The sequence below is a fragment of the Lactiplantibacillus sp. 30.2.29 genome, from assembly GCF_018991255.1.
In the GTDB taxonomy this organism is placed as follows: Bacteria; Bacillota; Bacilli; order Lactobacillales; family Lactobacillaceae; genus Lactiplantibacillus; species Lactiplantibacillus pentosus.
The window spans coordinates 182,265-201,959 of sequence record NZ_JAGYGU010000002.1; the positions used below are offsets into that span (position 1 = coordinate 182,265).

Here is a 19,695-nt window from a genome sequence, read left to right on the forward strand (position 1 = left end):
TTAAGCCTCCACTTGAGTCGCTGACAATAAGCCTTGATGCGCGAGCACCGTCGCAATCATCGCCATTCGAATATAGACGCCATTGGTCATCTGCTGGAAAATCCGTGATTGTGGTGCTTCGACTAAATCGCTCGCTAATTCGACGCCGCGATTGACGGGGGCCGGATGCATAATGATCGCGTGTTGCGGCATCCGCGCTGCCCGTTCATTAGTTAACCCGTACGCCTGATGGTACGCGGAGGCGTCAAACGCCTGGTTATTTTCCTGAGTCAGTCGTTCATGTTGCACCCGCAGTAACATCATGACGTCCATCTCCGTGACCAGCTGATCCATCTCCTGATATTCCCCGTATTGGGCAAAATCTGCGCCGTACCATTCACGCGGCCCACCGAAGTAAACTTTGGCGCCCAGCTGCGTTAACAATTCCATGTTCGAACGTGCGACCCGTGAGTGGGCTAAATCACCGACGATGGCAATCTTTAGGCCGTCGAAATGGCCAAATTCTTCAAAAATCGTCAGCATGTCCAACAGCGATTGTGACGGATGTTGGCCGCTACCATCACCGGCGTTGATCAAACTCAAGCTGAGTCCCGCGTCAAGCAATGGTTGATAGTAGCGGTCGCGTGGGTGGCGAATCACGGCCAAATTTACGCCAATCGCCTGAATCGTTTTAAGCGTATCAAGTAGACTTTCACCCTTCGTCACCGAACTGGTCTTGGGGTCAAACGGAATCACTTGAATGCCCAAGCGTCGTTCCGCCATTTCAAAGCTAGTATGGGTCCGAGTACTGTTTTCAAAAAATAAATTCATGGCATATGTTGGTCGTGCTAATTCAATCGTTTTCCCGTTCTTAAAGGCCTGAGACAACTTCAGGTAGGCCATCACATCTTCATTACTAAATTGTTCGACACTGACTAAGTTTTGACTCGTTTTCATGGCTTTGCCGTCTCCTTTGTGTGCAAAAAAAGTCTAGCTTCCGCAAAAATGTTTGCAAAGAGGCTAGACTCCGATTAAGTGGTCACGCATGACCGAACCGTTTCGTTCCTCTCTGGAAACAATTAAATGGTTATATTCAATTAAATCATTCTTCTAATTTTTCAATACTAATTCCATCATGACCATCGTGTTCTTCGAGGGCCACACTGACCTGTTCATCTAATGCGGTTGGAATGTTCTTACCAATAAAGTCAGGCCGAATCGGTAATTCACGATGTCCACGGTCAACTAACACGGCTAAAGAAATCTTAGCGGGACGTCCATGGTCCATCAACGCATCGAGCGCCGCCCGCACTGTCCGACCTGTAAACAACACATCGTCAACTAAAATGACGTGTTTGCCATTGATATCGACCGGAATATCCGCACCGTTCAGCTTGGCTTGTCCGGCCACGTCAACGGCATGGTGATCATCACGATATAACGTAATATCTAACGAACCAACTGGCACGTCAACGCCTTCCAACTGTTTTAATCGTTGGGCTAACCGTTGGGCCAAGAAAATCCCACGAGTCTTGATCCCGATGAATACCAGGTTACCAACACCCTTGTTCTGCTCAATAATTTCATAAGTGATCCGCGTCAGCGCACGGCGCATGGTCATTGCATCAACGACTTCTCGTGCCATTAGTTTGTCAGCTCCATTTCTGTAATTTCACCTTGGTACGGGATGAAAAAAGGGTCACCCCGTTTTCCTGCGAAAAGCGTGGGAGACCCTAACATGACCGTTCCCCTTGTTAGCCTCACAGGACTAAGTTAAAGGTGCTTGTTTGATTGAAATAAGTGTAACGAACTCCACTACCACTGTCAAGGGGCAATCCATGAAGTTCGGTTAATTATCCAATCAATTTGGGCGACTTTCATTAAGTCTATGTGAAAAGGCCGCGATGATGCGTGTTGTGGAAGTTCCATTGTCATGACTCATGGTTCAAACGAGCTAGTTAGTTGGTTTCCTGTTCGTCAGCCGATGCGCGCCCTAATCCGACCTCCGGGGCTGGCTGACAATGCTGGAACAGGGCGGACATCGATTTGAACTCACGCAGAAGCCCACTGCGCAATTTCAAATACGAGTCTTCTTCTAGCCCGGGAAACCCACCCGGACAAGAAGAATTTCGCCCTTGAGCATTGTCAGCCAGCCCCTACAGTCGGGAAGCCGCTCGAATGGCAGATGAACGACCACCGAATTAGGTGCAATTGCCCACTAAATATTAGGAAACTGAGCCTTCATGCATGCTTTGAGCCAACATCAATAATTGCTTACGGATAGTTTAATGCCGATGAGATGTTCTGAAGGTTGTTTACTAATTCCAATAACAACTAGTTTTGAGATTAGAAAGATGAGTCGACAAAATTGCTATTCATTTAAAATTTAAGCCGTTATCATTTCAGACAAGTTGGAAAAAGTTCTGATAGTGTTCAGTGGTGCTTATCGTTCATCGTCTAAAACCGCGAGTCAAGTAGCTTAGTATTACCGGTAGCTGGTCCGACGGTTGAATATCAACATGACTGTCTACCAGGAATCAACAACCAGTTCATCAGAAGTTGGCCCCGCACATGTCTGCCTTTCGAACACCATCCCCGGGTGGAGGGCGTTTCTGACAATGCTCAGCGATGAAATTCCACTTAGCAAGCGTTTTCGGCTTGGTTAGTGGAAGACCAGTATTTAAGACGTGGGCTTTCGGCTTAAATCTGTGTCCATCGCGTTCCAGCGTTGTCAGAAATGCCCGGAAGCCGGTGTAGGACGCAGCTACCACCGAAAGTTTACGCAAACCTGCACTGCTTCCAGCGGTCCTCAGCTGGCTGCCTTTGAACTTGACGTTTCAATCATCCTCAACGCAAATTAACCTCTCGCAGAATGCATAACCCCTATCACTAATCGACTGATTAATTTATTTTTAATCTTATTTTCATTTAATTATAGTCAAACTGCCAAATTATCGGTATACTACTTGTTAAAGATAACTAATTTTAGGGGGACTTTTTATGCGTTTACAAACACTTTTACAAACACCATCCATGCATGCGATGCGGGTCATTGCGGGTGAACGCGGTCTCAAACGTGAAATTAGTAATATCGGAATGATTGAGTCGCCAGATATCGCCAACTATTTGACGAGCGGCCAGTTTTTGATTACCAACGGCTACCCATTCACACAATCAGCAACAGCCCCGTCAACGTTGATTCAAGCGATGCATGATGCTAATTGTGCAGGACTCGGATTCAAGGATCACCGCTACGTCGACCATCTACCCAAGGCCGTGATTGAATTAGCGGATGAATTGGCGGTTCCCATCATCATCACACCCGGCGATGAACTGATCTCTAAAACCATGCGTAAAATGCTCAGTATCATTTTAAAATCACAAACAGATGAACTGAGTCGCATCGTAACTGCCAACCAGACGCTAGCTGACTTATTGCTCAAAGACCCAACCGATACAACGGTCTTAAACAAGTGTCGTGAGTTGATTCACCATCCCATCTTTTTGATGGACAGCCATTTCCGGGTCGTCAGTGCATCTCAAGATTTGCCAATGACGCGCAGTACCTTGACAGACTTCTTACGCAATCAGACCGATATTGATTATTTCAACTTGAACACGCGGGTCACAATCCCCTATCAAACTAATGATTTGACCATTATGCCACTCTTTTCGGCTTATAAAGAAAATAAGGCCTTTGTCGGCATCTTAGACTTAGACCCCGCCAACTCGACGGACCAAATGCTGACCCAAGTGGCGCTTAATACGCTGAGCTTCGTCAATAGTCGCGTTGACATGTTAAATGAATCTGCCTTTCGTAACCTCAGTGGCTTCTACTTAAACGTGATGGACGGCGGTATCTCTAATGACCTGATCAACAAGACTCTGAAAGCTCAGCAGATCGACCCACAAACTAAATTCCGCTGTGCGGCTATTCTAGTCACCACTAACCACCAACCTTTACTGAGCAATCATCTGTTGGAACAGGTGCAGCAGTTAACGCTGTGGTTTATTAAAGAATACCAAGCTTCCGTCATCGTTTTTTCATTAAAGCAGCAACTTGTCTTATTAATCAACGATGAACAAAACGCCCAACACTTTTTAATGGCGCTGGTCGAGTTCATTCAGCCGAAGCTCGATAAACAAAGTCGCTTGATTGCGGGCTACAGCTATTCAACGCTCCCACTGACCGAACTGGCCACGATTTATAACGAAGCGGCCGAGGCTCTCGCCCTCAGTAAAAATAGTCCGCACGCTGTCACGATTTATCGGCCTAAATACGTGAAGGAATTGATCTCGTTGATTCCGCAAAACGAAGCCCGCTCATTCGTGGAACGCGTCTTAGGTGGCCTGGTCGGCGGCGTTAGTGCCAACGAACAATTAAATTTATTGAACACGTTATACGGCTACTTCTACTACCACCAAAATATTGCGGAAGTTGCCGGGCATTTGGATATTCACCGGAACACGGTCATCTATCGACTCAAAAAAATTGAAAAAATGTTGACACTGAACTTAGACGATCCAGAACAGACCCAAACCCTTGAGATGGCCGTACTCCTCTGGCATAATCAACAGTCACAAAAGTGAACGTTTACATTTTTAAATTTATTGAAAATGACGTTTTCACGAACATTAATATATTCGGGTACATTTGTATTCGGTTTTCATCTGTGCTAGAATGGGCTTCATTCAAATAAGTGGTAATTGCCTATATAATGTCATAATATGGTTGACGAGTTTCTACCCAACCCCGTAAAGGTTGGACTATAAGCAAACGAGGTCATCCCGTTTGCCGGGGTGACTTTTTTTATAGGCAAATCAGCTTAATCGAGAGAGGAAGATTGATTTGAAGGAAGTATCCGTATCACCTAAGATTACCAATATTAAGGCGGCGGTTTTAGGATTTCAACACTTATTAGCCATGTATTCAGGTGACGTGCTGGTCCCACTATTGATTGGGGCAGCGTTACATTTTAGCCAAGAACAATTGACTTACTTAGTCTCAATCGACATTTTCATGTGTGGGATTGCCACCTTCCTGCAACTCAAGCGAACGCCCCTTACTGGGATTGGATTGCCAGTTGTTTTAGGCTGTGCGGTTCAAGCCGTCAACCCATTGATTCAAATTGGGAAGACTTACGGGCTGGGGACGATGTATGGTTCGATTATTGGTGCCGGTATTTTTATTTTTCTGATTGCCGGACTATTCTCTAAGATTAAAAACCTGTTTCCACCGGTCGTTACTGGTTCGCTGATTACGATCATCGGATTCACATTGATTCCGGTCGCCTTTGAAAACCTCGGTGGTGGCGATGCATCCGCCAAAAACTTTGGTAACTTGCAGGCGCTGGGTATCGGCTTTTTGACGATTGCGATTATTTTACTGATTAGCGTCTTTGCCCGGGGGTTCATGAAATCCGTCTCAATTTTAATTGGGATTCTCGCCGGCACACTGATTGCGGGTGCCATGGGAATGGTCTCCCTCAAACCAGTCGCTGAAGCCAGTTGGTTCCATCTCCCAACGCTCTTCTACTTCGGCGCACCGCACTTTGAATGGTCCTCGATTTTGACGATGATTCTGGTCTCATTAACGACCATGGTCGAATCGACCAGTGTCTTCTTCGCATTAGGTGACATTACTGGCCGTAAAATCGAAGGTGAAGATTTAAAACGAGGTTACCGGGCAGAAGGTATCGCCGTGATCCTCGGTGGGCTCTTCAACACCTTCCCCTATTCAACATTCTCCGAAAACGTTGGTGTCGTGCAATTATCTGGGGTCAAAACGCGTAAACCAATCTACTTCTCAGCAGCATTCTTAGTCATCCTAGGACTGTTGCCGAAAATTGGGGCGCTTGCAACGATCATCCCCGACCCGGTTCTGGGTGGCGCAATGGTCGTCATGTTCGGGATCGTTGGGATTCAAGGGATTCGGATGTTAGCCCAAGTTGATTTTCGCAATAACAACAACTTGTTGGTCGCTGCCGTTTCGATTGGCCTTGGTTTAGGTGTCACGGTTGAAACCAACATCTTCCAATTCTTACCAAACGCGCTACAGATCATGTTAAGTAACGGTGTGGTCGTCGGTAGTTTAGCCGCAGTTGGCTTGAACTTGCTCTTTAATCGGCACGCCGCTGAAAATAAAGTCGACGACGAATCGGTCGGCCTGAACGAAGCCGAACAACACTCCTAATTGTCGCTCACTCAGCGTTCACTTGACTGAGACGACCATGTTCAAAAAGAATAAACATTATAAATAAAATCAACGCCGTAAGGATCTCCCGATTCTTACGGCGTTTTTTGCGTGCGCTTGAAGGTGGCGGCATACTAACCAGGCGACCTGAGTCATGTCGATGATTTCAGTACGATTAGCCAAATGTTCGTTCGCTAATCTACTCACGCTGGTGTTGGACCACTCACGACTAAATCAACTCCCCCTGTTCCCTGAAAAAGCAGTATGTTATACTAGACAATTGTTGAATTGTTAGTTTTTTATTAATTTTAGGAGTGGGTCATTATTCTAGAACATATATTTCATCTGCGGGAAAACCGCACTTCTGTCAGACGTGAGTTGATTGGTGGTCTAACCACCTTTCTAGCAATGTCCTACATTTTAGCTGTAAATCCCGAACTATTGGGTAGCGCAGGAATGGATAAAACTGCAGTCTTTACAGCGACTGTTCTGGCGGCGATCGGTGGCTGTCTGTTAATGGGACTAGTCGCTAACTTTCCCGTTGCCCTCGCACCTGGTATGGGGTTAAACGCCTTCTTCACATACACGGTCGTCCAAGAATGGCATATTCCGTGGCAAACGGCGCTGGCCGGTGTCTTCGTTGCTGGGATTTTATTTATCCTATTAACCCTCTCAAAGTTGCGCGATAAATTAATTAATTTAATTCCAAGCGCACTAAAGTATGCCGTTTCGGCCGGGATTGGATTATTCATTGCCTTTTCTGGACTCCAGACTTCTGGCATCATTGTGGCGGACAAGTCAAACGCCGTCGCACTGGGTAATTTGCATAATCCCACCGTCTTACTCGCTATTTTTGGGATCATCGTGGGCATCATGCTGGTGACCGCTAATGTGACCGGTGGTATTTTCTGGGGTATGTTTATTACTGCCGCGGTTGGGATGATTTTTGGGATTATCCCAATGCCATCTGGAATCGTCAGTGGTGTTCCAAGCGTGCAACCATTATTTGGCCAAGCTATCACACATATCGGTAACATTAACTCGTTTCAAATGATTATCGTCATACTGACCTTCTTCATTATTGGCCTCTTCGATACGTCGGGTACCCTCGTCGGTGTCGCAACTGAAGCCGGCATGGTCGATAAAGAATCTGGTGAAGTCAAAGGTGTTGGTAAAGCCCTATTTAGTGGCGCCTTAGCAACAACGCTGGGCTCAATCTTTGGGACTTCCCCAACGACCGCTTACGTAGAATCGACTTCTGGCGTGGCCGTTGGTGCTCGGACCGGCTTGTCGTCAGTCTTCGTCGCTGTGCTCTTCGCGATTGCGGCCTTCTTCTCACCCGTCTTAACGGTGATCACTTCCGCCGTTACTGCGTCTGCGCTAATTATCGTTGGTATTTTGATGCTTTCAAATGTCCAATACATCGACTGGACCAAGTTTGAAATTGCCGTCCCCGCCTTTTTCACAATGATTATGATGCTGTTGACCTACAGTATTTCAGAAGGATTAGCAGTCGGTTTTATCTTCTATCCAATCACGATGACGGTCAAAGGTCGTTGGCGTGAGGTTAACGCGCTGATGTGGACGATGATGGTCGTCTTCATCCTTTATTTTGCCTTTGTAGCCTAGGTTGAGCGCGTCATCATCATCAATATGATGGTCAATTAAAAAGCTGAGTGGTGAAAATCGTCTTCGATTTCACCACTCAGCTTTTCGATTATTTTACTGGCGACAAGCTAAATGAAGTCAGATCGTCCTTGTCCAAACGACAACCACAGTTAACTTCTGAGCCCGATGGTTACTTAATGACCTGTCGATTCCGATAATCTTCAGCAAACACCTGCGCAAAATCCGCCATCTTGACCTCACCTAAACGCGGTTGATGGGCGCGGTAATCCGCATAAAAATCGTGATCGCGTTGGTAGGCCACCGTTTTGACATATTCTCGTGCAAAGGCTGCGGGTGCACCAGCCGTAATCAGATGATCCTGCATCACTTGATCTGGTACTTGTGAGACCCGCAAATCTGGCATTTTGAGCGTCTTAGAAAGTGCTGACGCCACTTCTAAGTAAGTCTGCTCATCGCTGGCCACGTAGGTCACCGTCTGCCCCGTCGTCGGTTTTGTCAGTGCTTGAATCAGAACGGTCGTCACATCGACGGGTGCCACCCAAACGTTTTTGACCTCTAGGCTGGCATTGGTATAAATACGATGACTCTTGCGAACGGTTGGCACGCTGCTCAATAAATTGTAATACATCGCAGTTGGGCGAATGAACGTGATGTCTACGTCCGGCAAAGCAGTTATCAGTGTTTGTTCAATTAAGTGATACATATAAAGCGACCCGACCTCAGGACCCAAATCGGCCCCCACACTACTCAAGTTGACGACCCGTTTAACACCAGCCGCCTTGATCGCCGCCGCGTAAGTTTCGGCTTGCTGGGTCGCAGCGGCATGAATATCCTCACTCGCCATGATGCCGGTCAACATCAAGTAAACCACGTCCGCGCCCTTAAACGTTTGCGTTAAAAAGGCCTCGTCCGTAATACTCCCGATTGCGGGGGTCGCCCGAAAGACCTTAATCAGTCCGCTACGGCTAGCATTATGACTGATGACCGTCACGTCATGCCCGGCATGTGCCAACTTGGGCACCAAAGTTTGATTGATCCGACCTAATGAGCCAGTTAAAACAATTTTCATCTGTACTAATCCTCTACTCTCGTCTTCATCGTTTTTAAATTCCCTACTGATTATAAAAGTTCACCAAAACACAGTCAATCACTGGGGCTGCCAGTGCCTATCCAACAATCGGCTTCACACGACAAACCAGAATCAGTGATAATCAAAACGTGCGCGCGACCAAAAGCAAATACCTCAGTCGCGCGCACTATTATCATTATTCTGCAGTTATGATCAACTCACCAACCGTTGAATACCAGTCTCACTTCCAATCGGTTCAAGCACCCCATTACCAGCGCTTACGCCGAATAATAGTGCCCCTGGGCCACGTGCCAGTTCACACATAAATCGGCCGGTAAATTCTGAACAGCTTCACGACTGACTTGCGCACTGAGTTCGGTAATTTTATCCGAAGACTGGTGCCCGTTGTTCAGCTGAATCCGACGGGCACCGGCGTGGTATAAGTCAGTCATGATTTGATGGTACGCGCTGGCTAAGTCATGAACGAGCTCAGTATCTGATTGATAGACGCGACTAACGGCCACCGCATTATCCGGACGTTTGAGCTCAGCCAAACATAGGGCTGGTGCTGGCAAAATTTGTTTATCGGCGTCGCCATCACTCACTTGCTCACGCATGAATTCAAAATGTGCGACGGCCGGATGATTGATGCCACTGATTTTGCCATTCAAAGACAACGCGGGCACCTGGGCGGCCGACGTTCGACTGATCCCTTGTAATTCCCAGAAAAAGTTGAGATGCCACCAATTATTCGGGCAAATTTTAGCGTTGTTAATCGGCTTTTTCAGTTGCTCAATAAAAATGGCATCCTCAATCTTAGTAAATCCAGCTGCACTGATCGTGGACATGGTGATGTGACGGCGCAACTGTCCCCGCCTTCTGACTGTCGCTTGCCGTTGCCGAACGTGTCGCTTTACCATTGCCATCAAGGTTCCAATTTCCATGCAAGCCTAGCCTCCAAAACTGGTTGTCGATCGTTCAAAAATAAAAAATCATCCCTTTTAATTCTGCTTAAAAAAGGATGATTTCAAGATTGGCATGACGCACCCAACCCTTAATTTAATGTCGAATTTAAGTAATGGGTTAAGCATAGAATGGAACGCCGTGATTGTCAAGCACTAATCAGTGGTTGCCGCAATCCCCTTAGCCCCAATATCATGGCGATAAATCAGGTCACCGACAGCCAGTTGATCAATTTGTCGATAGACAGCCTTTTGTGCGCCTGCCAGACTAGCGGCACTGGCCGTCACCATCATGACCCGGCCACCCGCACTCACTAGTTGGTCAGGCGTACCGGCGACACTCGCGTAATCCGCCCCGGCTAAAGTGGGGACTGGCACACCGGCTTGGGCTTTTCCAGGATAACCTGGTGCCGCCAACACGACACCAAGGTAACTGGATACCGTTTGCCATTCAGCATGTGGTTGCCGATGCTGAAGCAAATCAACGATGACTTGATAGAAATCACTTTGTAATTGTGGTAAGAGGATTTGAGTCTCCGGGTCACCGAGCCGCAGATTATATTCAATCACTTGAACACCGTCAGCCGTCAAAATGCCACCGACGTAAATCACGCCTTCAAAACTCAACCCGTCTGCCTTCAAACCAGCAATCGTCGGCTCGACGATCGTGGTAACCGTCTGCTGGATAACGGCCGGCGTAATTTGGGGCACTGGCGAATAAGCGCCCATGCCGCCCGTATTGGGGCCGCGGTCATGGTCCTGTAGTCGTTTATGGTCTTGCGCCGTCGATAATAAGACATAACGGTCCCCGCCGACCAAGACCATCTGTGAGAATTCAAACCCATCGACGTAATCTTCAATCAACACCGTCGAACTGTTTTCAAAAGCGTTAGTGAGTGCAGTCGCAGCCTGCTCGTAACTCGTCGCCACCGTTACACCCTTGCCAGCCGCCAGACCATCGACCTTGATAACTTGAGGTAATGACTGTTGCTGACTGTAGGCCAATGCTGGCGCGAGCTCGTGAAATTGCTGATAAGCGGCTGTCGGAACTTGGTGACGTTGCATGAAGTCTTTGGCAAAAACTTTCGAACTTTCTAGTTGGGCCGCGGCTTGATTCGGGCCAAAAATGGCTAGCCCGGCTGCCTGAAAATAATCCACGATACCGGCTGCCAAGGGCACTTCTGGACCAACAAACGTCACTGCCACTAGATTGGCGCGGGCAAAATCGGCCAATCCGGCGAAATCGAGTTCATCAATCGCAATCGTTTGAATCCCATCCGCGACCATGCCGGGATTACCTGGCGCACAATAGACCGTACCCACTTGTGGACTTGCTAACATCGCCTTAGCAATCGCGTGTTCACGACCACCACCGCCAACAACTAATACTTTCGCCATCCTTGCCACCCCTTTCATTAATGCCGGAAGTGCCGCACACCAGTTGTGACCATCGCGATGCCATACCGGTCTGCCATTGCAACTGAATCTTTATCCCGAATACTACCACCGGGTTGAACGATGGCCCGGATACCGTGTTGGGCTGCATATTCCACGCAGTCATCCATCGGGAAGAAGGCGTCCGAGGCTAAAATAGCATTTTCATAGCCAGCTTTAGACATCGCTTTTTCAATCGCAATCTTAGTCGAATCGATCCGGTTCATTTGACCGGATCCAATCCCGAGCGTCCGGTCCGCAGTTGTCACCACGACCGCATTACTCTTCACGTGCTTGACCACTTGTTGGCCAAACGCCAACGCTTGCAGTTGCGCTTCGGTTGGTTGGGTCTTGGTCACGACAGTAAAATCAGCTGGTGTTTCAAAAGCAGCATCCACTTCTTGACGGAGTAAGCCGCCACCGACTGAAATCGTTTCGAACCTATCAGCGGTGTGGGCTTGGTCAAAATCGACCGTCATTAACCGCAGATTTTTCTTCTTCGCCAAGACCGCAAAGGCATCGTCATCGAAGCTTGGTGCCATGATGATTTCTAAGAAGAGCGCGTGCATTTTTTCAGCAGTTGCTAAGTCCACGGGACGGTTTAAGGCAATAATGCCACCGAAAATCGAGATGGAGTCGGCTTCATAAGCTTTGTCCCACGCTTCTTCAATGGTCGTCCCGAGACCAACACCGCATGGATTCATGTGTTTCATCGCGACGACGGCTGGCTGTTGATACTCGCTGACCATCCGCAACGCGGCATCAGCATCCTTAATATTGTTGTAGGATAACTCCTTACCATGAAGTTGTTGCGCGCCAGTAATCGAGAAGTTGGTTGGCAATGCATTTTCATAAAAGGCCGCTTGTTGATGACTGTTTTCACCATACCGTAGCGCCTGCTTTTTATCATAAGTCAACGTCAGTTTCTCTGGAAATTCTTCAGTCGTCAAATATTGCGCAATTAAGGCATCATACGCCGCAGTGTGCTGGAAGACTTTTGCCGCTAATCGCTGCCGTAATTCTGGCGTCACTTCATCTGCTTGCAGTGCTGCCAAAATTTGGTCATAATCCCGTGGATCAACGATCGGTAGTACTGCCGCAAAGTTTTTAGCAGCTGAACGTAACATGGACGGACCGCCGATATCAATCTGCTCGATAGCTTCGGCTTGAGTCACATCTGGCCGTTGAATCGTTGCCTTAAATGGATATAGATTAACAACGACCATGTCGATCGGTTCAATCCCTGCTTCAGCGAGTTGGGCCATGTGAGCGGGCACATCGCGGCGCGCTAGCAAGCCGGCGTGAACCTTGGGATGGAGCGTCTTAACTCGACCGTCAAGCATTTCTGGAAAGCCGGTAACTGCTTCGATGCCAGTAACCGGGATACCAGCAGCTTCAAGCGCTTTTTTAGTCCCACCGGTCGAAATGAGGTCATAGTCTAAGGCGACCAGCCCCTTCGCAAAATCAGTTAATCCTTGCTTATCAGAAACACTTAACAACGCACGTTTTGTCATTTTAAATTGCTCCTTCATTAATGAGTGTCTGTAGAACGTCTGGATAAAATTGGTACTCACAATCATGGATTCTAGTTGCCAAAGTCGCTAACGTATCATCACTTTTAACGGGAACTGTCCGTTGTGCGATGATTTGACCGGTATCGATGCCCGCATCAATATAATGAATCGTCACACCAGTCTCACTGACACCGGCTGCAAAGGCGTCTTCAATGCCATGACGACCAGGAAATTTAGGCAGTAACGCTGGGTGAAGATTAATAATTTTATGCGGATACGCGGTCAATAGGGTCGAGCCGATAATCCGCATGTAACCGGCCAGTAAAACCGCGTCGATTTGGCGCGCTTGCAGTGCCGTGAGGATAATTTCCTCAGCTGCAGCCTTATTCGCATAGTCATGAAAATCAACGATGAGGACTGGCACTTGCAACGCACGCGCCTTGGCAATCACCGGTGCCTGCGCTTGGTCACAAACGAGTAACGCAATCGTTGCCGGTAGTTGTCTCGCAGCAGTCGCTTGATGTAGGGCGACGAAATTCGTGCCGTTGCCAGAAGCGAAGACAGCAATCTGTTTAAGCATGCTTAGCCTCCTCGAAAACGACCGGAGTATCCCCTGCTTGAACCGTTCCAACCTGATAGTAGGCTTGGTGGTTAGCCGTCAAGTTCGCCGTCACGGCATTCACCTGTTCGGGATGAACGATAAGCACCATCCCAAGTCCCAAATTAAAGGTCGACCGCAAATCTGATGTCGTCAAGTCGCCTAATTTCGCCAGTAACGGCATGATTGGTGGAACCGGCCATGTCTCTTGTTTCAAGTGGGCACTCAAGCCTGCTGGTAACGCCCGCGCCACGTTTTCAATCAAGCCACCACCCGTGATGTGCGCAATACTTGCGATGAGTTTTTGCTGCAATAACGGTTGAACAGCATCGACATAAATCGTGGTTGGCCGTAGTAGTTCAGTCTGCAAATCATGTCCCAATTCTTCAAAGACCGTCGTCAGTTGATAGTCATGCTGTTTGAATAAGATGTCACGGACCAGGCTGAAACCATTGGAATGCAAACCGTTGGATGGTAACCCAATCAACACGTCGCCAGCTGTGACATTCGTCGGTGACAACAAGTCCGCGCGATTAGCGACACCGACTGCAAAACCCGCTAAGTCGTAGTGTTGTTCGCCATACATGTCCGGCATCTCAGCGGTTTCGCCCCCAATTAGTGCGGTATGCGCCTGCTGACACCCCGTGACAACGCCTGAAAGAATCGCTTTGACGCGCGCCTGGTCGGTATGTCCCAGGCCTAAATAGTCCAAGAAGAACTGCGGCGTGGCGCCCTGTGCCAAAATATCGTTTACGCACATTGCCACCAAGTCAATACCGATCGTCGTATGCTGATTAGCAGCAATCGCCACTAGTAACTTGGTCCCAACGCCATCCGTGCCCCCAACCAGCACTGGTTCATTGCCAGTTGTCTTCGCATCTAACGGGAATAAGCCCCCAAAAGCCCCCAATTGTGCATTCCCACTCATTCGCTTGACCGTCTTTAAGACTTCATAGCCCGCGTTAATATCCACACCAGCGCGCTTATACGCATCACTCACTTGATCACCCCTTCATGATTGGCTTGTAATTGCGCAATCTCCGCATCATATTCGGCTTGGTAATCATACAATGCCGTTGGATAATCGCCATTGAAGTAGGCCATGCACAGCCCACCGTATGGTTCAGTCGTGTCCAACCCCACGGCATCGATCACACCCTGTTCGCTTAGAAAGCCCAGGGAATCCGCACCAAACGTCGTACACATTTGATTGATCGTCTGTTGAGCCGCAATCAGTTCGTTGGTCGACTGAATATCGATGCCATAAAAACATGGGTAGCGTAATGGCGGTGACGCAATCCGCAAGTGGACTGACTTGGCACCGGCGTCTTTCAATAATTTAACGATACGGCGACTCGTTGTGCCACGAACGATCGAATCGTCGATCAAGACGACCCGTTTGCCCGCGACGACCCCTTTAACCGCCGAGAGTTTCATCCGCACGCCTTGTTCACGCAACGCTTGGGTCGGCTGAATAAACGTCCGCGCTGAATATTGATTCTTGATCAGGCCCATTTCATAAGGTAAACCACTCGCTTCTGCGTAACCGGTTGCGGCCGATAGTGACGAGTTCGGCACCCCGACGACAATGTCCGCGTCGACGGGCTGTTCCGCTGCCAGGCGAGCCCCCATTCGCTTGCGGGCGGAATGCACGTTGACGCCGTGAATATCGGAATCCGGACGCGCAAAATAAATAAATTCCATCGAGCAAATCGCTAACTGCGTATCGGTCGTGTAATGGTCGATGGTGAGGCCATTATCGTCAATCGTCAGGAGTTCACCAGGTTGCACATCCTGCACGAAAGTTGCCCCAATCGTATCTAACGCGCATGTTTCACTACAAACCACGTAGCCCCCGGTTGGCAGTTGTCCAACTACCAACGGCCGCAAACCATTCGGGTCGAGTGCCGCAATCAAACGATCGTTAGTCAAGAGTAAGTAGGCAAAGCCCCCATGAATCTGACGTAGCGCATCCTTGACTTGTTCGGTCAAAGTTGCTGCGGGACTGCGTCGAATCAAATGCATTAGAATCTCACTGTCAGAGCTAGCGTGAAAAATTGCGCCGTTTTGTTCCAAGTTCCGCCGCAACGTGACCGCATTCGTCAAATTACCGTTATGGGCAAGTGCAAACTGCGAATCACTAAAATTAAAACTCAGCGGCTGAATGTTTTCTAATCCGTGATTGCCGGCCGTCGCGTAACGGACGTGGCCCACAGCAGCTTGTCCGGTCAACTGTTCGAGGCGCCGCGGATCACGGAAAACATCCGCTAATAATCCGAGGCCCCGCTCTGTACGTAACTTGCCATGGTCATTAGCCGTAATGCCGGCACCTTCCTGACCACGATGTTGCAAGGCGTGGAGGCCAAAATACGTGAGCTGGGCGGCATCTGGTGAACCCCAAACACCGAAGACCCCACACTCTTCATTCAAACTTTTTACTTCAGTAGGCATGGTAAAGCCCCTTCCCACAACTGTTTGGCAAAACTAACTTTCAAATCAAATGCTTGGTCGGCCGTCTTGACCAGTAGCCGGTCAGCGTCCGTCGTTTTCCCAAGATACGTGACGTAGGGTTCCATTAATTGTTCAAACGCCGCTTGATTATCAGGCGTCACTGAAATCACAAAGCGCGATTGCGTTTCGGCAAAGAAGTTGGCTGCCGGTTCACTACTCGTTAAATCGACCCCCAGATTCTGGCCAAAGCAAGATTCCGCAATGGTGACGATCAAGCCCCCTTCTGAGACATCGTGGGCACTGGCAACTAAGCCCTTTTGGATGGCCGTCAACAACAAGCGCTGGTTGCGATTCTCAGTGACCAGGTCAAAGTCGAACAGCTCGCCTTTGATCGTTCCAGTTAGCATCTTTTGCAATTCACTACCGTTAAAATCAGCGGCGGTCGTTCCGAGCACGTAGACGGCATCGCCAGCGTGCTTGAAGTCACTGGTCGTAATGTCACGTTGGTGCTTGATCAGTCCGACCATCCCAATCATCGGTGTTGGATAGATGGCTTCCCCATTCGACTCGTTATTCAGTGACACGTTACCGGAAATCACCGGCGTATTAAATAATTGGCAAGCCCGGGCGATTCCCATCGCAGATTCATCCAGATCGTAAAATTGTTCGGGCTTTTCCGGATTACCGTAATTCAAGCAATCGGTAATCCCTAATGGTTGACCACCGGAAGCCACGATATTACGAGCAGCTTCCGCCACCGCAATCTCGCCACCGACCCGTGGGTTCAAGTACAAGTAACGCCCATTTACGTCGGTGGTGATGGCTAACGCCTTATCCGTATGACGAATCCGAATCACACCGGCATCTGATCCAGGCTTAACAACGGTATTGGTCTGCACTTGTGAGTCATAAGTGTTATACAGCACCGCTTTGGAGGCAATCGTGGGTTGCTGGAGCATCTTCTTCAGCGTCCCCGTCGCGTCAACGATTCGAGGCATAAATTGATGATGACTCTGATGGTTCAAGCGTGTCGGCCGCTTCTTTTCTCGTTGATAAACGGGGGCCTTGGTTGCGAGTGCATCGACGGGCACATCTGCTACTAACTTACCATGGTGGAATAATTGATACTGATGACCATCCGTCACTTTACCGATTGTGACCGCGTCCAGACCATATTTTTCAAAGACTTGATAGATCTCCGCTTCGGCCCCAGCCTTCACACACAACAGCATCCGTTCCTGTGATTCAGAGAGCATCAATTCAAACGGCGTCATACCCGTTTCACGTTGCGGCACTAAATCCAGGTTAAGCGTTAACCCACTGCCGGCCTTCGACGCCATTTCAGCCGAAGATGAAACTAATCCAGCAGCTCCCATATCTTGAATGCCAATCAACACGTCGGCGTGGTCATGAATCACTTCCAGACAAGCTTCCATCAACAGTTTTTCCATGAACGGATCACCGACCTGGACCGCTGAACGTTGGGTTTCATTGGCATCATTGAATTCCGCAGAAGCAAAAGACGCCCCATTGATACCGTCGCGGCCGGTCTTGGCGCCGACATAAATTACGGCGTTGCCAATCCCAGTTGCTTGTCCCTTTTGAATATCAGCCTGATTAAGAATACCGACACACATCGCGTTCACTAACGGATTTTTCTGGTAACTCGAATCAAAGACCGTGTCGCCACCAATCGTTGGAATCCCGATACAGTTGCCATAACCGCCAATTCCGGCAACGACCTGTGAGATCAAATATTTCGTGTGTGCATCAGTCGGTTCACCAAAACGCAAGCTATCGAGTAAGGCAATTGGACGCGCGCCCATCGAGAAGATGTCGCGAATGATCCCACCGACACCGGTAGCTGCACCTTCATAAGGCTCGACTGCGGACGGATGATTGTGACTTTCTGCTTTGAACACCACGGCTTGACCGTCACCAATGTCGATGATTCCGGCACCTTCACCAGGGCCTTCCAAAACTTGTTCACCTTGCGTCCAGAATTTTTTCAGGACCGGCTTGGAATTTTTATAAGAACAATGTTCACTCCACATGCCAGAAAACAGTCCCGTTTCAGTTTCGTTAGGCAACCGCCCCAGCACGTCATCGGTCAGCATCTGATATTCCGCATCAGTCAATCCCCAGTCCCGATAGACTTTTGAATCACGGACATCCGTGGGTGATAATGGTTGCTTCTTAAGCATGGGCGACCTCCTCTTGACTCGCGATAATTGATTGGAATAGTCCTAAACCATCCGTTGACCCTAAAATCATTTCAACTGCCCGTTCTGGATGCGGCATCATACCGAGCACGTTGCCGGCCTGATTGGTGATGCCGGCGATGTTCGCGGTACTCCCATTCGGGTTATCGACGTATTCAAAGACGATTTGGTGATTAGCGCGCAATTGTGCCAATGTGTCCTCATCGCAATAATAGTTGCCTTCGCCATGGGCAATCGGCAGCGTAATTTCAGTTGTTGCGCCATATGCTCGCGTAAAGGCCGTATCCCCATTAACGATTTTTAGGGTACTATCTTGACAAATAAACTTGGCGGAGCGGTTAGACTGGAGTGCGCCCGGCAATAAGCCCGCTTCAGTCAGCACTTGAAAACCATTGCAAATACCAATAACCGGCTTGCCGGCGTTAGCGAATTCAATCACCGCTGCCATGATTGGCGCAAAGCGAGCGATTGCACCGCTGCGTAAGTAATCACCGTACGAGAAGCCCCCGGGTAAAACGACGGCATCGTAATCCGCTAGCGAAGTCGCAGTTGCTGGGATCAAATCCGCCGAAACCTTTAAGACATCACGCAAAGCGTTGACCATATCGTGGTCACAGTTCGAACCAGGAAAGACTGGTACGGCAAATTTCATCATTACAGGGCCTCCATCTCGGTGATTTCGTAACGGTACGTCTCCATATTGACGTTAGCTAACAACCGGTCACACATTTCATCGACTTCAGGTTCGATTGGCCGTTCGTCAGCTTCAAGTTTGACTTCGAAATATTTACCGAGCTCGACATCCGCAACATTCGTATACCCCAGCCGGTGCAAGGCATCGTGAATCGCTTCGCCCTTGGGGTCCAAGATTGATTGTTTGTAGGTGACATAGATTTTTACTAAGTACATGTTAATCCTCCTCGACGGTCGCTAACCGTGCTAACACTTCCTGATATACCGACGTTAAGTCGCCTAAGTTCTTACGAAAGACATCCTTGTCCAACGAGGCACCGGTCTTCAGATCAACTAGTCGACAACTATCTGGTGAAATTTCATCCGCCAGCAGCACATCACCCGCTGCCGTTAAACCAAATTCGATTTTAAAATCAACCAATTGAACGCCCATGGCCGCAAAGATAGTCGTCAACCGCTGATTGACCTGCAAGGCTTGACGCTTGATTTCCGCGACCACTTCTGGCGTGGCAATATTTAACGCGTGAATTTGTGAGTCATTGATAAAGGGATCATCGAGCGCGTCACTCTTGTAGAAGAATTCCAACACCGGTTCAGGGAATTTCGTCAAGTGGGCCACGGCAAATTTCCGTTCAAAACTACCTGATGCCGCATTACGAACGACGGTCTCTAACGGAATCATCGTGACCCGTTTAACTAGCTGAACGTAATCAGTTGGTTGGTCAATAAAGTGATTGGGAATTCCATGCGCAGCTAAATCTTTGAAAATCAAGCTGGAGATTCGATTATTCAAGCGACCTTTTTGATCGATGGGGACCTTCCGTTTGCCATTCAGTGCCGTCGCCTGATCTAAGTATTCGACCCAGAGAATTTCTGGATCGTTAGTGGTATACATTTCCTTCGCTTTACCCGTGTATAATAACGTTTCTTTTTCAATCGCTGCCGTCATAC

General features: G+C 48.6%; 16 protein-coding genes and 1 riboswitch. Of the genes, 3 read left to right on the forward strand and 13 right to left on the reverse strand.

What is annotated here, in order from left to right; translation table 11 throughout:
• Complete coding sequence (locus tag KGF65_RS02175) at positions 1-936, reverse strand: aspartate carbamoyltransferase catalytic subunit (RefSeq protein WP_216747960.1); 936 nt, start codon at positions 934-936, stop codon at positions 1-3.
• A 145-nt stretch (positions 937-1,081) separates the two neighbouring features.
• Positions 1,082-1,624: a bifunctional pyr operon transcriptional regulator/uracil phosphoribosyltransferase PyrR gene (gene pyrR, locus KGF65_RS02180; RefSeq protein WP_003639428.1), complete on the reverse strand. Its 543-nt coding sequence runs from the start codon at positions 1,622-1,624 to the stop codon at positions 1,082-1,084.
• A gap of 1,355 nt (positions 1,625-2,979) precedes the next feature.
• Between pyrR and KGF65_RS02185 the strand changes: the two genes are divergently transcribed.
• The 3 genes from KGF65_RS02185 to KGF65_RS02195 all read left to right on the forward strand — a co-directional run bounded on the left by KGF65_RS02185 (position 2,980) and on the right by KGF65_RS02195 (position 7,801).
• A complete protein-coding gene (locus tag KGF65_RS02185) occupies positions 2,980-4,569 on the forward strand; it encodes a PucR family transcriptional regulator (protein ID WP_216747961.1) in 1,590 nt (529 codons plus the stop codon).
• Between the two features lie 101 nt (positions 4,570-4,670).
• A riboswitch (purine riboswitch) is annotated at positions 4,671-4,769 on the forward strand.
• A 59-nt stretch (positions 4,770-4,828) separates the two neighbouring features.
• Positions 4,829-6,172, forward strand: a complete 1,344-nt coding sequence (locus KGF65_RS02190; RefSeq protein WP_216747962.1) for a nucleobase:cation symporter-2 family protein — start codon at positions 4,829-4,831, stop codon at positions 6,170-6,172.
• A 345-nt stretch (positions 6,173-6,517) separates the two neighbouring features.
• Positions 6,518-7,801 (forward strand): NCS2 family permease, encoded by a 1,284-nt coding sequence (locus KGF65_RS02195; protein WP_101873054.1) that lies wholly within the window; start codon positions 6,518-6,520, stop codon positions 7,799-7,801.
• Positions 7,802-7,970: 169 nt separating this feature from the next.
• On the opposite strand, the gene KGF65_RS02200 is transcribed toward KGF65_RS02195, so the two are convergent.
• From KGF65_RS02200 to purC, 11 genes are all read right to left on the reverse strand, one after another.
• The gene (locus KGF65_RS02200; protein ID WP_216747963.1) at positions 7,971-8,870 is read right to left on the reverse strand and encodes an NAD(P)H-binding protein; all 900 of its coding nucleotides are present in this window, start codon (positions 8,868-8,870) and stop codon (positions 7,971-7,973) included.
• A gap of 278 nt (positions 8,871-9,148) precedes the next feature.
• Positions 9,149-9,814: a methionine synthase gene (locus KGF65_RS02205; protein ID WP_088770902.1), complete on the reverse strand. Its 666-nt coding sequence runs from the start codon at positions 9,812-9,814 to the stop codon at positions 9,149-9,151.
• Positions 9,815-9,988: 174 nt separating this feature from the next.
• Positions 9,989-11,230: a phosphoribosylamine--glycine ligase gene (purD, locus tag KGF65_RS02210; protein ID WP_216747964.1), complete on the reverse strand. Its 1,242-nt coding sequence runs from the start codon at positions 11,228-11,230 to the stop codon at positions 9,989-9,991.
• A gap of 17 nt (positions 11,231-11,247) precedes the next feature.
• Positions 11,248-12,780: a bifunctional phosphoribosylaminoimidazolecarboxamide formyltransferase/IMP cyclohydrolase gene (gene purH / locus KGF65_RS02215; RefSeq protein WP_216747965.1), complete on the reverse strand. Its 1,533-nt coding sequence runs from the start codon at positions 12,778-12,780 to the stop codon at positions 11,248-11,250.
• 1 nt (position 12,781) lies between these two features.
• Positions 12,782-13,360, reverse strand: coding sequence for a phosphoribosylglycinamide formyltransferase (gene purN, locus KGF65_RS02220; RefSeq protein ID WP_216747966.1), 579 nt, complete (start codon positions 13,358-13,360; stop codon positions 12,782-12,784).
• Positions 13,353-14,378, reverse strand: coding sequence for a phosphoribosylformylglycinamidine cyclo-ligase (purM, locus tag KGF65_RS02225; protein WP_101873049.1), 1,026 nt, complete (start codon positions 14,376-14,378; stop codon positions 13,353-13,355). Before purM ends, purN begins: the two co-directional genes overlap by 8 nt.
• On the reverse strand, positions 14,375-15,829 hold the full coding sequence (gene purF, locus KGF65_RS02230; protein ID WP_088770898.1) for an amidophosphoribosyltransferase: 1,455 nt from the start codon (positions 15,827-15,829) through the stop codon (positions 14,375-14,377). The genes purM and purF overlap by 4 nt, the downstream gene beginning before the upstream one ends.
• Positions 15,814-18,033 carry a phosphoribosylformylglycinamidine synthase subunit PurL gene (gene purL, locus KGF65_RS02235; protein ID WP_088770897.1) on the reverse strand — a complete coding sequence of 740 codons (2,220 nt, stop codon included), beginning with the start codon at positions 18,031-18,033 and terminating at the stop codon, positions 15,814-15,816. The genes purF and purL overlap by 16 nt, the downstream gene beginning before the upstream one ends.
• Complete coding sequence (purQ, locus tag KGF65_RS02240; protein WP_088770896.1) at positions 18,026-18,706, reverse strand: phosphoribosylformylglycinamidine synthase subunit PurQ; 681 nt, start codon at positions 18,704-18,706, stop codon at positions 18,026-18,028. Before purQ ends, purL begins: the two co-directional genes overlap by 8 nt.
• Positions 18,706-18,960, reverse strand: coding sequence for a phosphoribosylformylglycinamidine synthase subunit PurS (gene purS, locus KGF65_RS02245; RefSeq protein ID WP_101873048.1), 255 nt, complete (start codon positions 18,958-18,960; stop codon positions 18,706-18,708). Before purS ends, purQ begins: the two co-directional genes overlap by 1 nt.
• 1 nt (position 18,961) lies before the next feature.
• Positions 18,962-19,693: a phosphoribosylaminoimidazolesuccinocarboxamide synthase gene (gene purC, locus KGF65_RS02250; RefSeq protein ID WP_101873047.1), complete on the reverse strand. Its 732-nt coding sequence runs from the start codon at positions 19,691-19,693 to the stop codon at positions 18,962-18,964.
• Positions 19,694-19,695 lie beyond the last annotated feature (2 nt).

Excerpts from the sequence above, each read along its gene's own strand:
- KGF65_RS02185 (WP_216747961.1), top strand. The coding sequence starts at position 2,980 with ATGCGTTTACAAACACTTTTACAAACACCATCCATGCATGCGATGCGG.
- purS (WP_101873048.1), bottom strand. The coding sequence starts at position 18,960 with ATGTACTTAGTAAAAATCTATGTCACCTACAAACAATCAATCTTGGAC.
- purC (WP_101873047.1), bottom strand. The coding sequence starts at position 19,693 with ATGACGGCAGCGATTGAAAAAGAAACGTTATTATACACGGGTAAAGCG.
- pyrR (WP_003639428.1), bottom strand. The coding sequence starts at position 1,624 with ATGGCACGAGAAGTCGTTGATGCAATGACCATGCGCCGTGCGCTGACG.
- purF (WP_088770898.1), bottom strand. The coding sequence starts at position 15,829 with ATGCCTACTGAAGTAAAAAGTTTGAATGAAGAGTGTGGGGTCTTCGGT.
- KGF65_RS02200 (WP_216747963.1), bottom strand. The coding sequence starts at position 8,870 with ATGAAAATTGTTTTAACTGGCTCATTAGGTCGGATCAATCAAACTTTG.
- purN (WP_216747966.1), bottom strand. The coding sequence starts at position 13,360 with ATGCTTAAACAGATTGCTGTCTTCGCTTCTGGCAACGGCACGAATTTC.
- KGF65_RS02175 (WP_216747960.1), bottom strand. The coding sequence starts at position 936 with ATGAAAACGAGTCAAAACTTAGTCAGTGTCGAACAATTTAGTAATGAA.
- purH (WP_216747965.1), bottom strand. The coding sequence starts at position 12,780 with ATGACAAAACGTGCGTTGTTAAGTGTTTCTGATAAGCAAGGATTAACT.
- purQ (WP_088770896.1), bottom strand. The coding sequence starts at position 18,706 with ATGATGAAATTTGCCGTACCAGTCTTTCCTGGTTCGAACTGTGACCAC.
- purL (WP_088770897.1), bottom strand. The coding sequence starts at position 18,033 with ATGCTTAAGAAGCAACCATTATCACCCACGGATGTCCGTGATTCAAAA.
- KGF65_RS02205 (WP_088770902.1), bottom strand. The coding sequence starts at position 9,814 with ATGGAAATTGGAACCTTGATGGCAATGGTAAAGCGACACGTTCGGCAA.
- purD (WP_216747964.1), bottom strand. The coding sequence starts at position 11,230 with ATGGCGAAAGTATTAGTTGTTGGCGGTGGTGGTCGTGAACACGCGATT.